Annotated in this window: 11 protein-coding genes; 10 read left to right on the plus strand and 1 reads right to left on the minus strand. The window is 49.0% G+C overall.

Going from position 1 to position 13,650, the window contains the following annotated elements; all coding sequences use genetic code 11:
* Positions 1-4: 4 nt before the first annotated feature.
* Positions 5-1,417 (plus strand): ATP-dependent protease ATPase subunit HslU, encoded by a 1,413-nt coding sequence (gene hslU, locus EKM75_RS10150; protein ID WP_125694285.1) that lies wholly within the window; start codon positions 5-7, stop codon positions 1,415-1,417.
* Between the two features lie 90 nt (positions 1,418-1,507).
* Positions 1,508-2,383: an aldose 1-epimerase family protein gene (locus EKM75_RS10155; RefSeq protein WP_125694287.1), complete on the plus strand. Its 876-nt coding sequence runs from the start codon at positions 1,508-1,510 to the stop codon at positions 2,381-2,383.
* A gap of 593 nt (positions 2,384-2,976) precedes the next feature.
* On the opposite strand, the gene plsY is transcribed toward EKM75_RS10155, so the two are convergent.
* The gene (gene plsY / locus EKM75_RS10160) at positions 2,977-3,615 is read right to left on the minus strand and encodes a glycerol-3-phosphate 1-O-acyltransferase PlsY (RefSeq protein WP_125694289.1); all 639 of its coding nucleotides are present in this window, start codon (positions 3,613-3,615) and stop codon (positions 2,977-2,979) included.
* 265 nt (positions 3,616-3,880) lie between these two features.
* Here plsY and parE point away from each other — a divergent pair, with 265 nt between their 5' ends.
* The 8 genes from parE to EKM75_RS10200 all read left to right on the plus strand — a co-directional run bounded on the left by parE (position 3,881) and on the right by EKM75_RS10200 (position 12,735).
* Positions 3,881-5,854, plus strand: coding sequence for a DNA topoisomerase IV subunit B (parE, locus tag EKM75_RS10165; RefSeq protein ID WP_125694291.1), 1,974 nt, complete (start codon positions 3,881-3,883; stop codon positions 5,852-5,854).
* A 76-nt stretch (positions 5,855-5,930) separates the two neighbouring features.
* A complete protein-coding gene (gene parC / locus EKM75_RS10170; protein ID WP_382338815.1) occupies positions 5,931-8,333 on the plus strand; it encodes a DNA topoisomerase IV subunit A in 2,403 nt (800 codons plus the stop codon).
* 136 nt (positions 8,334-8,469) lie between these two features.
* Positions 8,470-9,429 carry a LysR family transcriptional regulator gene (locus EKM75_RS10175; protein ID WP_125681333.1) on the plus strand — a complete coding sequence of 320 codons (960 nt, stop codon included), beginning with the start codon at positions 8,470-8,472 and terminating at the stop codon, positions 9,427-9,429.
* A 35-nt stretch (positions 9,430-9,464) separates the two neighbouring features.
* Positions 9,465-10,394 carry a manganese-dependent inorganic pyrophosphatase gene (locus EKM75_RS10180; RefSeq protein WP_125694295.1) on the plus strand — a complete coding sequence of 310 codons (930 nt, stop codon included), beginning with the start codon at positions 9,465-9,467 and terminating at the stop codon, positions 10,392-10,394.
* A gap of 146 nt (positions 10,395-10,540) precedes the next feature.
* Positions 10,541-11,113 carry a matrixin family metalloprotease gene (locus tag EKM75_RS10185; protein WP_125694297.1) on the plus strand — a complete coding sequence of 191 codons (573 nt, stop codon included), beginning with the start codon at positions 10,541-10,543 and terminating at the stop codon, positions 11,111-11,113.
* A 135-nt stretch (positions 11,114-11,248) separates the two neighbouring features.
* Complete coding sequence (msrB, locus tag EKM75_RS10190) at positions 11,249-11,689, plus strand: peptide-methionine (R)-S-oxide reductase MsrB (RefSeq protein WP_125694299.1); 441 nt, start codon at positions 11,249-11,251, stop codon at positions 11,687-11,689.
* 34 nt (positions 11,690-11,723) lie between these two features.
* Positions 11,724-12,245: a peptide-methionine (S)-S-oxide reductase MsrA gene (gene msrA / locus EKM75_RS10195; RefSeq protein WP_125694301.1), complete on the plus strand. Its 522-nt coding sequence runs from the start codon at positions 11,724-11,726 to the stop codon at positions 12,243-12,245.
* 46 nt (positions 12,246-12,291) lie between these two features.
* On the plus strand, positions 12,292-12,735 hold the full coding sequence (locus EKM75_RS10200) for an NUDIX hydrolase (protein ID WP_125694303.1): 444 nt from the start codon (positions 12,292-12,294) through the stop codon (positions 12,733-12,735).
* Positions 12,736-13,650 lie beyond the last annotated feature (915 nt).

A 13,650-nucleotide genomic window follows, 5' to 3' on the forward strand; every position in this document is an offset into this window, starting at 1 on the left:
CACTGTGGACGCTATTAATAAAACGCCTAAAGAAATCGTGGCCTTACTTGATCAATACGTGATTGGTCAGGATGAAGCTAAAAAAGCCATTGCGATTGCCTTACGCAACCGTTACCGTCGGATGCAACTCGATGCCGACATGCAAGAAGAAATTTCACCTAAGAACATGTTAATGATCGGACCGACCGGGGTCGGGAAGACTGAAATCGCTCGCCGGTTGGCTAAGATCGTGCACGCGCCCTTCACCAAGGTCGAAGCCAGCAAATTCACCGAGGTCGGCTACGTTGGCCGCGACGTTGAATCCATGGTCCGGGACTTAGTCGAAGTCTCCGTCAGCATGCAGAAGCAAGATCAGTTCAAGAATGTCCGGAGCGACGCCGTTCAAGCCGCTAAAAAGCGGTTAGTTAAGCTGCTGGCACCGGCCAAGAAGAAAGAAAACAAGAACAACAACGACTTTGCGAACATGATGAACATGTTCTCCCAGATGCAAAATGGCCAAACGCCTACGGCACCAACTGACCAAGAAGAAGTCACCGATGATATCCGCAACGAACGGTCATCTCTGGCGGATCAACTGAACAAGGGCTTGCTGGAAGACCACCAGGTCGAGATCGAAATGGATGATCCCCAACAAACCAATGCCACCGACAACAACATGCTAGGCCAAATGGGAATCGATTTGAACGACACCCTGGGCTCAATCATGCCTAAGAAGCGGATCAAGCGGACGGTCAGTGTGGCCGAAGCGCGTGAAATCCTGGTCGCTGAAGAATCTGAAAAATTGGTCAACAACGCTGACATCAACCACGATGCCATCAAACGGGCCGAAAACACCGGAATCATCTTCCTGGACGAAATTGACAAGATCACCAAGGGCAGTGGCCAAAATAGCGGCGACGTTTCCCGTGAAGGGGTCCAACGCGATATCTTGCCAATCGTTGAAGGCACGCAGGTCAAGACGAAGTACGGCACCATCGACACCGATCACATTCTGTTCATCGCTGCCGGTGCCTTCGCTGAATCCAAGCCCAGCGATTTGATTGCTGAATTACAGGGACGTTTCCCGATTCGGGTCGAATTAAACGACCTGAGCAAGCAGGATTTTGTCCGGATCTTAACTGAACCGAACAACGCCTTGATCAAGCAATACATTGCCTTGATTGGGACGGACAACGTGAAGGTGACGTTCACGATGGAAGCCATCGAACGGATTGCCGAATTGGCCTTTGAACTCAACCATGAGAACCAAAACATCGGTGCTCGGCGGTTACAGACGGTCCTGGAAAAACTCTTGGAAGACCTGCTCTACGAAGGACCTGACATGGGGACTGGTGACGTCACAATCACCGAGAATTACGTTAACGATAAGATTGGTGACATCGTTCAGAACAAGGACTTGTCACGCTACATCCTATAAAACATTACGGGAGCCAGGACAGTTGTCTTGGCTCTTTTTGGCGAGGTAGGGTATCATAGAGAGTAATGATTTAAGTCTGGGAGGAATTCGATGATAACGCTTAACAACGAATATTTAACGGTTCAGGTCAACCCATTGGGTGCCGAACTATCGAGTGTCAAAGACAATGAGAGCGGTTTAGAATACATGTGGCAGGCGGATAAGGCCTACTGGGGTCGCCACGCACCAATTCTCTTTCCCATCGTTGGTCGCTTGCAGGATAACCAGTATCGTCTCGACGGTAAAGTCTATCAAATGACCCAGCACGGGTTCGCGCGGGACCGGACGTTTACCGTCGTCGATCAGGACACGACGCACGTTAGTCTTGAACTCAAGGCCGATGCCGAAACGAAAGCATTGTTCCCATCCGACTTCATCCTGACCATCAGTTACGAACTGGTGGACCACCAATTGAAGTTTTCAGCGGACGTGGCCAATCCAGCGGACGATACGTTAACGTTTTCCTTGGGGGCCCACCCTGGGTTCAATGTCCCCCTGGGTGACCCAACCGCAGACTTTACGGATTACCAAGTCACCGTTTCACCGAAGAAGGTCTACCAACGTGTCCCACTAGTTGGCCCATACAGCGACACGCAGCACAGCGTGCCCCTCGACCTGACGCAGCCACTGAGCTTGAATCACGGTCTATTTGACCACGATGCCCAGGTTCTGACGTTAGACAACCACGAGACGACAGTGATGTTGAGTACGCCAGATAGCGACCATGGTGTCGCTTTGACAGTGGCCGCACCATACCTCGGTATCTGGTCACCATACCCGAAGCAAGCACCATTCGTTTGTTTCGAGCCTTGGTGGGGCTTAGCCGATGACGTTCAGGCGACCGGTGATTTAGAAACCAAGGTGGCCATCCACCATTTGGCTGGCCACGAGAACTTTCAGGCGGCTTACCAGATTACTTACTTCTAAACTAAAAGTTGAAGTGCTCGTTGTAATCCAGCATTAGTTAGCAGCGATATTGTTAATTGGTTGCGCTCCGGCGGCCAGGGATTCTGATTGCGTTTTGACATGATCATCGTTGAGGCCTTATACAAACTATATTGCACTGCAGTTGGTAGTAGACGCGGGGCTTTCAAGACATCAAGCTGTGTCGGCATCGGTTCAACCCATAGCTGACAAACGGTAAGTGAGAGGAGACAAATTAGGCTGCCTAATTCACACATTAATATTGTTATCTGACTCTCTAAGCAGTTAAACAGCACACGTTAAGTTTGGTAGCACCTATTTTCCGTTAAACTCATCAATTTGAGCGGAGGTGGTCAAGGGGTGGGCCGGCCGTGAAAATGACTTAAGCTAGCGGTTTATGCTAGCTTAAGTCATGGGCGCCTTTGAAGACACGGAGTTTTCGTGGCTTCAAAGCGAGCGAGAAGCCCGCTCTTTGGCTGAAGCGTCCCCACAGCAGGCCCACCCCCTGACCACCGGAGCACGAACACTCACATAATATTTAACAGAAAACGAAAAGGGCTCCCAACGACAAAAGTCATTGAGAGCCCTCAGTGTTCCTATTTAGCGTGATGCTTACGGTAGCCATGACCGAAGGGAACCATAGATTCAGTTCCCTGACGGATCCGCGTAATGTTCGTCCGGTGACGATAAAAGACAAAAATCGTCAAGATCAACGCAATCCCGGTCAAATACCAGTCCTGAAAACCTAACGAGATCAATGTAATCAGGCTAAAGGCAATCATGCTGGCAAGACTGACCATACTGGTCCAATAGATCAGACTGACCCACAGGCCGGCTGCAATCACAAACATGATGGGATTGTAAGCCAGTAGCATCCCCGCTGAGGTGGCCACCGCCTTACCACCTTTGAAGTGGTCGAAGACCGACACAGTATGTCCCAGAACGGCCATGAGGCCGAACAAGAGTGGCGTTGCCGTTCCGAGGACGGTCGTCACAGGGACAGCTAACCCGGGGAAGAAGGTGGGCAGCAACGTTGCAACCGTCCCCTTAGCAATATCCAGAACCATCACAATGGTTCCAGCATACGGTCCTAAGACCCGGTACGTATTCGTTGTCCCAATGTTCCCCGAGCCAGACTGTCGAATATCCGTTTGAAAAAAGGCTTTGCCGACCCAGACACCATTGGGAATGGCGCCCAGGAGGTAGGCCACAAGAAGTAAGCCAATTAATTTCACAAGTATTTCCTCCGCTCCGGTTTGGTGGAATCATCACTGATCACCACAAATTAAGCTGTCCTATATTTTAGCATGTTTTAACCGGAACGCCAATTATCTCTGAAATTCTAGCACGGTTTTAACTTCCTGTGGTATGATTATGAAGTTACTGGATACCATCAGGGCGGCATTGGACGAACCGTTTGAACATATGTTCGCTTTGGGGTAAACTAGAGAAGCACTGCAATCTGTATTTTTAACGACTAAAAGTAAAGGGGATTTACGCATGGCGAAAGCAAAACCAAAATATGACGATTCCTCCATTCAGGTTTTGGAGGGATTGGAAGCTGTTCGTAAACGTCCTGGTATGTATATCGGGTCAACCGACGGCCGGGGTCTGCATCACTTGGTCTACGAAATCGTAGATAACGCCGTCGATGAAGCTCTGGCTGGCTATGGTAAGGAAATCAACGTGACCATCCACCAGGACAATAGTATTACGGTCGTTGACCACGGGCGGGGTATGCCAGTTGGCATGCACGCTTCAGGAATTCCAACACCAGAAGTCATTCTCACTGTGCTGCATGCCGGTGGGAAATTCGGCCAAGGGGGGTACAAAACCTCTGGGGGACTTCATGGGGTCGGGGCTTCCGTGGTCAACGCCCTCTCCAGCGCACTCACGGTCACCATTGTCCGTGATGGCGTGCGGTATCAAGAAAAATTCAAAGACGGGGGCCATCCCCAAGGTACGCTGAAAAAGTTAGGCAATACTCGGGCCCATAACGGGACCACACTGACGTTCAAACCGGACAGTCAGATCTTCACGACCACCGTTTATAATTTTGGCACCTTAGCGGAACGCTTACGGGAATCCGCCTTCTTACTAAAGGGCGTTAAGATTACCCTGACCGACGAACGCGAGGGTCAGGAACGTGAAGAAACCTATCATTTTGAAGACGGTATCAAAGAGTTTGTTGGGTATCTTAACGAAGACAAGGATACGTTGAGCGACGTCATGTACTTTGACGGCAGTAAGGACGGTATCGAGGTTGAAGTAGCTGCCCAATACAACGATGGGTACACCGAAAACCTGCTTTCTTTCGTCAACAACGTTCGGACCAAGGACGGTGGTACTCACGAGGCTGGTATGCGCAGTGGGTGGACTAAGGCGTTCAACGAGTACGCCCGCAAAGTTGGTCTTCTAAAGGATCGTGACAAGAATCTGGAAGGAACCGATGTCCGTGAAGGTCTCTCAGCCGTTATCTCTCTTCGAGTGCCCGAAAACCTCTTACAATTTGAAGGCCAAACGAAGGAAAAGCTGGGGACGCCTGAAGCCCGGACCATCGTTGACAGCGTGATCAGTGAACAACTCGGCTACTACCTCATGGAAAATGGGGACTTCGGGAAGATGCTGATCAAGAAGTCTACGCAGGCTCGGCAAGCGCGTGAAGCCGCTCGAAAAGCGCGTGATGAAAGCCGGAATGGAAAGCGGCATAAAAAACACGAACGCCTTCTCTCTGGCAAATTGACGCCCGCGCAATCCAAGAACGCGGCCAAGAACGAACTGTTCTTAGTCGAAGGGGATTCCGCCGGTGGTTCCGCCAAACAAGGTCGGAATCGAAAGTTTCAAGCTATCCTGCCGTTACGGGGGAAGGTTTTGAACACCGAGAAGGCCAAACTACCTGACATTATGAAGAACGAAGAAATCAGTACCATGATCTACACGATTGGTGCTGGCGTTGGAGCCGAATTTAACATTGAGGACGCCAACTACGACAAGGTTATCATCATGACCGATGCCGATGACGACGGTGCTCATATCCAAATTCTCCTGTTAACGTTCTTCTACAAGTACATGCGACCGATGATCGACGCCGGCCGGATCTACATTGCCTTGCCACCGTTGTACCGCATCAAACGGACCGGGAAAAACCAAGACATTGCGTACGCTTGGACGAACGACGAACTCGCCGAAAAGACTAAGCAGATCAAGAACCACGGGTATAACCTTCAACGGTTCAAAGGGTTAGGTGAAATGGACGCCGAACAACTGTGGGAAACGACCATGGATCCCGATAACCGGACCTTGATTCGTGTCCAAATTGACGACGCCGCCTTGGCAGAACGCCGGGTCACGACTCTGATGGGCGATAAGGTTGAACCACGCCGGAAGTGGATTGAAAACAACGTTCAATTTACCTTAGAGGAAGATAACTCGAGCCTGTTAGAAAACGATTCATCGACCTCATCAACTGATTAATCAAAATTCCGGTGAAAGGAGCAATTAATTCGTGAGTGAAGGACAAAAAATTCAAGAGCTAACGTTGGAAGAAGTTATGGGCGACCGCTTTGGTCGTTATTCCAAATCAATCATTCAGGAACGGGCACTTCCCGATATTCGGGACGGCCTAAAGCCCGTTCAACGGCGAATCTTATTTGCCATGAACAAGGACGGCAACACCTACGACAAGGGGTTCCGGAAGTCCGCTAAATCTGTCGGGAACGTCATGGGTAACTTTCACCCTCACGGTGATAGTTCCATTTATGAAGCGCTGACGCGGATGAGTCAGGACTGGAAGGTTCGCGAACCGCTCGTTGAAATGCACGGGAACAACGGATCCATGGACGGGGACCCCGCAGCCGCCATGCGGTATACGGAAGCTCGTCTCAGTAAGTTGGCGGGTGAAATGCTCCGTGACATCGACAAGGATACCGTGGAAATGGTCCTTAACTTCGATGATACCGAGTACGAACCTACCGTCTTGCCAGCCCGATTCCCCAACCTGTTGGTTAACGGATCCACTGGAATCTCAGCGGGTTACGCCACCGAGATTCCGCCGCACAATTTAGGAGAGGTTGTGGACGCCTTAGTCTACCTCCTGAGTCACCCCAAGGCTGAATTGGCCGAACTGATGACCTACGTGCAGGGACCAGACTTTCCAACTGGTGGAATCATCCAGGGGAAAGACGGTATCGTCAAAGCCTACGAAACTGGTCGGGGTCGGATCGTCGTACGGTCCAAGACTAAGATTGAACCCCTTCGCGGAAACAAGAGCCAAATTACGGTGACGGAGATTCCTTACGAAGTCAACAAGGCCCAACTCGTTAAAAAAATTGATGAAATTCGGTTAAACAAAAAAGTTGAAGGCCTCGCTGAAGTCCGGGACGAAACTGACCGTGAAGGCTTACGCATTGCCATTGAACTCAAACGAGATGCGGATGCTCAGGGGGTCTTGAACTACCTGTTTAAGAACACTGAACTCCAAATCACGTACAACTTCAACATGGTGGCCATCAACCACCAACGGCCAGAACACGTTGGCCTCAAGACTATCCTGTCAGCGTACTTAGAACACCAACGCACGGTGATTACTAAGCGGACCCAGTACGACCTGCAAAAGGCGCTGGATCGGCAGCATATCGTCTTAGGGTTGATCAAGGCTCTGTCGATTCTCGATGAAGTCATCAAAACCATTCGGGCCAGCAAGGACCGGCGCGATGCGCGGGACAACCTGGTCAGTGCCTACGATTTCTCAGAAAAACAAGCGGACGCTATCGTGGCCCTGCAGTTATACCGGTTGACCAACACCGATGTGACTCAGCTAGAGGCCGAATCCGCCAAACTCTCAGCCGCTATCGAAGAGGACCGGAAGATTTTGGCTGACCCCAAGACGTTGAACGCTGTTCTGCGGAAGGAATTAAAGGCCGTTGCCAAGGAATACCGGAACCCACGTCGGACTGAGATTCAGGACCAGATCGAAGACCTGAAGATCAAGACGACCGTCACGGTTGCCGATGAAGACGTCGTCGTTTTAGTGAGCCACGATGGTTACCTGAAACGCTCCGGCGTCCGTTCCTACACGGCGTCGGACCCCGCAGACAATGGGTTGAAGGATGAGGATTACCCAATCTTCATGCAACAATTGAGCACGTTGGATCACTTGATGATGTTCACCAACAAGGGTAATCTGATTTACCGGCCCGTCCACGAAATCAGCGATGTGAAGTGGAAGGAAACCGGTGAACATATTTCTCAGACCATCGGCTTAGAGTCCGATGAAGAAATCGTGGCCACCTTCGCCTTTAAGACGTTGAAGGAGGCCGGTCACTTCTTGATTGCAACCAGTGATGGCTATATCAAGCAGACTGCCTTTAAGGACCTGACACCGGGTCGGACGTATAAGAGTCGCGCTGCGGTCTATGAGAAACTGAAGAATCCGGATGCCAGTGTCGTTCAGGTCAAATACCTGACGGAACCCGTTGAACAAGGAATCCTCTTAATTTCCAAGAACGGCTACGCGCTGCGTTACACCTTGGATGAAGTTTCCATCAATGGGGCCCGGACCACCGGTGTCCGTTCCATGGACCTGCGTGACGATGATGAGGTTGTTAACCTAGCCATGGTCACAGATAGTGATACAATTGCGCTGATCACCCAACGTGGGGCCTTCAAGCGACTAGCAATGAAAGAACTGTCAGTCACGAGTCGGGCCCGCCGGGGAGTGGTCGTCTTACACGAATTAAAGCGCGAACCACACCGAGTCGTCGATTTCATGACGATTCCAGCGGGGAACCCCGCACTAGAGATTCTGACGGACAGAGAACGGACTCACGATGTCTTGCCAACCGAACACCCACTCAGCGGTCGCTACTCCAACGGCTCGTTCGTTGTGGATACTGATGTTGAGGGGACGCCGGTTCAGTTACGTCTCAAACCAACGGAACTAGTCTTGGAATAAGACAATCTGTGCGACTTTGCGAGCAGAAATCGTTGCGCTTTTAGTGTAAACGGCCTATCATATACAGTAATAGTAACCATTAGTTGGCAGGTCGTTAATTAACGGACCCCGTCACAATGATAAGGAGCAAAAGCGGATGAAGACGAAGCAGGAAAGCATTTTTTCTTCAAAAACCCTGACGTATTTCCTACAGCTTGCTGAGACCATGAATTACACGCAGGCTGCCCAGATTTTAGGCATCACGCAACCAGCATTAACGCAGCAGATCAAGAAACTGGAACGAACGGTGGGCGCACCACTATTCTATTCAGTCGGCAAAAAACTGCGGTTATCCGACGCGGGATATACCATGCTCGACGCGACGCACAAGATTTATGGCATTCTCAACCAAGCTACTGACGAGATTCAACAATCGACCAGTGCCACGCAAGGTGAAATCAACATCGGGTTACTGGCATCCATGGAAGATGCTGTTTTTGAGGATTTTGCCATTCTGTCGTATCAAAACAATCCGGATCTCAAAATTTCCTTCCACATGTTAACCCGGAAGGAAATTTGGGAGCGCCTGGAAAACAACAAGATTGATTTGGCCATCATGTACTTGCCCGATGACTCCATTAAGAACTGGAAACCGTACGAATCGAAGAAGATTATTTCGGACGACCTGTTGTTCATTCACCATGATGAACAGTTGGCCAAGAAACGGCGGATCAAGTTCAAGGACACCACCGAGAACGTTTGGGCCATGTATCCAGATGGGTACTACTTGAACCAAACGTTGCATGAAGCCTACAAGAATCAATTGGCTGATTTTCCCAAGAGTGTGGCGAACTTTACCACACCGACGCAGTTGCTCCATTTTTCCATGCAGACACAATCCGCGACTGCGTTACCAAATTCGTTTATGATTGGGCAGGACGACTTACCCAACACCTGGACGGCCCATTTTGATCCAAACATTCGGTTCGACTTGGCCTTCGTCTTCCGGAAGGGTAAGGCAGAAATCCCCCGTATTAGTCACTTCTTGGCGCAGTTTGACCGGTACTTGCATACCGACGATTACATTTCCCGCCTTAAACAACTTCGGAACCAATAAACTAAAAATATTATTTGTTAAAGGAGTTCTATCTAATGAGTAAAGCATTGATTTTCGGTCACCAAAATCCAGATACGGACGCTATCGTTGCCGCTAAGGCCTTCGCTTACTTCCAAACCCAGAAGGGCCTGGATGTTGAAGCCGTTGCCCTGGGCGAACCTAACATGGAAACTAACTTCGTATTGAATCACTTTGACGAACCAGCACCACGGGTCATCAAAACTGCTTCTAACGAAGTTGATCACGTTATGTTAGTCGACCACAACGAAGCCCAACAAAGTGTTGAAGACATCGACAAGGTGACGGTTACCCACGTCGTTGACCATCACCGGATCGCTAACTTCGAAACGAAGTTGCCTTTGTACTACCGGGCAGAACCAGTTGGTTGTGTCAGCACGATTTTGACCGAAATGTTCGACGAAGAAAAAATCGAAATCCCAGCTAAGTTAGCTGGTTTGATGCTTTCCGCTATCATTTCAGATACATTGTTATTACAATCCCCAACGACGACTGACAAGGACCGCGAAGCAGTTCGTGCCTTGGCTGAAATCGCTGACGTGGATGTTCAAAGCTACGGTATCGAAATGTTAAAGGCTGGGACTAACCTGGCAGCCAAGTCTGACAAGGAACTCATCGACGGTGACGCTAAGTCATTCGACATGGGTGGCAAGAGCGTACGGATCGGCCAAATCAACACGGTCGACTTAGACGACGTTTTGTCCCGTCAAGCTGGTTTGGAAAAGGAAATGCAAGCTGAAATGGCCGCTGACGGTTATGACTTGTTCATTACCTTAGCTACCAACGTTTTGAACAGTGACTCAGAACTCATCGTTGCCGGTGAACCTAAGAGTGCTGTCGAAACGGCCTTCAACACTAAGCTGGACAACAACCGTGCCAGCTTACCTGGCGTTGTTTCCCGGAAGAAGCAAGTGGTACCACCATTGACCGCTGCCTTCGAAGGCTAATTTAAGATAATTTACGTTCTAACGAACACCTTTGCCCAGTTTTTGACTGGGTAGAGGTGTTTTTTTAAGCCGCCTAAAATGGGATTCGCTATAATACTGTCGATGGTAGTCGTTAGGCATCTTCCTTCGAGGGAGAGGGATTATGCATGACAAGAAGCTGGTATCGGGGAATTATTACCGCAGTTATCGCTGTTGGTCTGTTACTCACGCAGGTCGGCAATATTGTTGCTTTAGCAACGACTGCCACACCATTTGGTCCGGAACGTTTCGCGAGTGATCATGCCACGTACGTGATCGATACCAAGTCGGCCTATTACCGGCACATCTGGGAGAGTGCCATCTACGCTTGGAATAAGACTGGTGCGTTTCATTTCAAACAGGGCTCAGCGGCACACGCTCAGATTCAATTGTCGACGGCTTCTCAGTCCCAATCTGTCTCAATGGGGCAGGACGTTGGTCTAACAGATTTCTGGTCTAGAAATGACTACCTAAAGTCTGTTAAGTCAACACTGAACACCCAGCTGCTGCAGGAATATGGCTACTCACAATCCGACGACTTACACGTCGCTGAACATGAGTTGGGTCACACGATGGGCTTAGGTCACAATCCATCTAAGCGTAGTGTCATGTACTACCGCAACCGCGATGAGGGTATCCAAAAAGTAGATATCCAAGCCGTTAAACTTCGCTACACGTTGCCTGCTGGCGAAGCAAGTTAGGACTATAAAACGTTATCACGGGAGCTGAGCTCTCAGTGATAACGTTTTTTTAATCAAATTAATTGTAATTTTGACAAAGAGGCATAAACTAGAAATAGGCTTATTAGTTGTGTACAATTGATTGGAGGAATTTGAATGGCATCTCAAGAGAATCAGGCAGATTTAAAGAAACGATTGACAGCTGAACAGTTTGCCGTCACGCAACATGCAGCCACAGAAGCCGCGTTCACTGGTGAGTACGATCAATTCTACGAACCCGGTATCTACGTCGACGTGGTGAGTGGTCAACCATTGTTTAGCTCCACCGATAAGTATGATGCCGGTTGTGGTTGGCCATCCTTTAGCAAGCCTATCGATGCGGCCAACGTCAAGGAAAATACGGATCATTCATTTGGGATGGTTCGCCAGGAAGTCCGAAGTACTGATGCCGCTTCTCACTTAGGTCACGTCTTTAATGACGGGCCCGCTGAGACTGGTGGTCTACGCTACTGTATCAACTCGGCGGCGCTGAAATTCATTCCCGCCAATGAGTTAGACGCTAAGGGGTATCATGATTTTGAACAACTCTTTAAGTAAATAGACTCTTTAATCGAATAGAAAGGGTGAGTCGATGAGTCAATTTGAAACAGCCATTTTTGCTGGCGGATGCTTCTGGTGTATGGTTCAACCATTTGATACGCAACCGGGAATTCAATCCGTTATCTCTGGTTACACCGGTGGGCATACCGTCAATCCAACGTACGCTGAGGTTGCGAGCCATACCACCGGCCACACCGAAGCCGTAAAAATCACATTCGATCCAGCTATCATCAGTTACGCGCAACTGGTTGAAATCTATTGGCGGCAAACCGACCCCACGGATGCCAGTGGTCAGTTCCAAGATCGCGGCGAAAGTTATCGACCAGTCATCTACGTTAACGGTCCTGAACAACGTCGCGCGGCCGAAGCCTCTAAGTCAGCGTTAGCGGCCAGCGAACGCTTTGACGACCCAATTGTCACCACGATTGAGGACGCCCAACCATTTTATCCCGCCGAAGAGGAACATCAGGACTTCTACAAACGCAATCCATTCCGTTACCAGATTGAAGAAATGGGCGGTCGCCAAGATTTTATCCAAAATAAATGGCGTTAATACCCATTCTGTATGCTACAATTATGGGTAAAGGATGGTGTTTTCAGTGGGATATGTACGTGATTTACGGCAAAAAGTTGGTCAGGAACCCTTAATTGTGGTCGGCTCCGCAGCAGTCGTTCGTCGTCACCAGCAACTCTTATTGATCAAACGAACGGATAACTTGCTTTGGGGACTGCCAGCTGGTTCTAAGGAACTCAACGAAAGTGCTGAAGACACTGCGCGACGTGAATTACGTGAGGAAGCTGGCTTAATCGCAACTGACGCTAAACTCATGACGGTTGCCAGTGGTTCCGGCATGCAATACACGTATCCCAACGGCGATTCAATTGATTCCGTGACGGTTGTTTACGCGTTAACGGTGACTGGCGAAGCACAGCCAGATAATATCGAGACGAGTTCGGCTAAATTTTTTGACCTGCAGCAGTTGCCGGAGAATCTGACGCCGTTAACGCGACAAATCCTACAAGAAATTTCACTAATCAACTAACGTAAAATTAATCAGCAAACCGAGACGCGTAAAGTTGCGTTTAGGATTGCTGATTTTTTTTGAAGATTAGATCAATGAGGCTGGGATTGGCTTTCAAGTCTACTTTCGATAATATATATTATGTAAAGTAGAATAGCTTTTCGCCGTAGACTTGAAGAATGGCCATGCCCTTTCTTTTGAATGTGTCGTTATTTTTTTGCGACGCTACTTATATACTTGTTGGTTAAAAAATAAAAACAAAGCAGCTAAGTTGCTCAGCAAGTTACTGCCGACATCCGTGTGTCGACTGATCATGATGCTCAGAAAATTGTTTGCGTCACCGCTGACCGAACTTATCCGCCAGCTTGCCGGCTGTAATCATCTGCTTGCAGCCAAATTAGTTTAATTTCGATTAAGTGCTGCCGTCTGTCAGCAAACCTATTTACCGATTAAAGTCAGCCAAAACTGGCAATTTACAGGCGTATTCTCCGTTAATTTCATGGTCAGGTCTCCGTCTAAAGTCTGAACGTGTGCTTAGAATCAACGTCCAAAATCACGTTTTGACAGTCGAACCCAGCAGCACTTGGTTCTGTGACATTGCTGCCAGTTCTTAAGCTAAAGTACCAGGCAAACACGGACTACCAATCAATAATCAGAAATTACTTGCTGCCCAGCTCAGTGATGGCAGCTGCTAAGCTTAAACAGTCAGTTAGAGTTTCCAAATAGTTTGACGGATTCGATTGCTAATGTGGGCATCAACGACTGGCTAGCTGGGATTTTGTTAAACGCCGTCCAAGTTGATGTTTAGGTGCTATTTTTCTTGAATATGATACAACATGCGTGACGTGTTATGTGCCTAAATACTGTTGCTACAGTGATTATGGTTTGATAACTGCTGATTTCATCCAACATGTTAAGTAGCTTAAAGGCCCGACA

The organism is Levilactobacillus tongjiangensis (assembly GCF_003946345.1).
In the GTDB taxonomy this organism is placed as follows: domain Bacteria; phylum Bacillota; class Bacilli; order Lactobacillales; family Lactobacillaceae; genus Levilactobacillus; species Levilactobacillus tongjiangensis.

Excerpts from the sequence above, each read along its gene's own strand:
- EKM75_RS10155 (WP_125694287.1), top strand. The coding sequence starts at position 1,508 with ATGATAACGCTTAACAACGAATATTTAACGGTTCAGGTCAACCCATTG.
- parE (WP_125694291.1), top strand. The coding sequence starts at position 3,881 with ATGGCGAAAGCAAAACCAAAATATGACGATTCCTCCATTCAGGTTTTG.
- parC (WP_382338815.1), top strand. The coding sequence starts at position 5,931 with ATGGGCGACCGCTTTGGTCGTTATTCCAAATCAATCATTCAGGAACGG.
- EKM75_RS10175 (WP_125681333.1), top strand. The coding sequence starts at position 8,470 with ATGAAGACGAAGCAGGAAAGCATTTTTTCTTCAAAAACCCTGACGTAT.
- EKM75_RS10180 (WP_125694295.1), top strand. The coding sequence starts at position 9,465 with ATGAGTAAAGCATTGATTTTCGGTCACCAAAATCCAGATACGGACGCT.
- EKM75_RS10185 (WP_125694297.1), top strand. The coding sequence starts at position 10,541 with ATGACAAGAAGCTGGTATCGGGGAATTATTACCGCAGTTATCGCTGTT.
- msrB (WP_125694299.1), top strand. The coding sequence starts at position 11,249 with ATGGCATCTCAAGAGAATCAGGCAGATTTAAAGAAACGATTGACAGCT.
- msrA (WP_125694301.1), top strand. The coding sequence starts at position 11,724 with ATGAGTCAATTTGAAACAGCCATTTTTGCTGGCGGATGCTTCTGGTGT.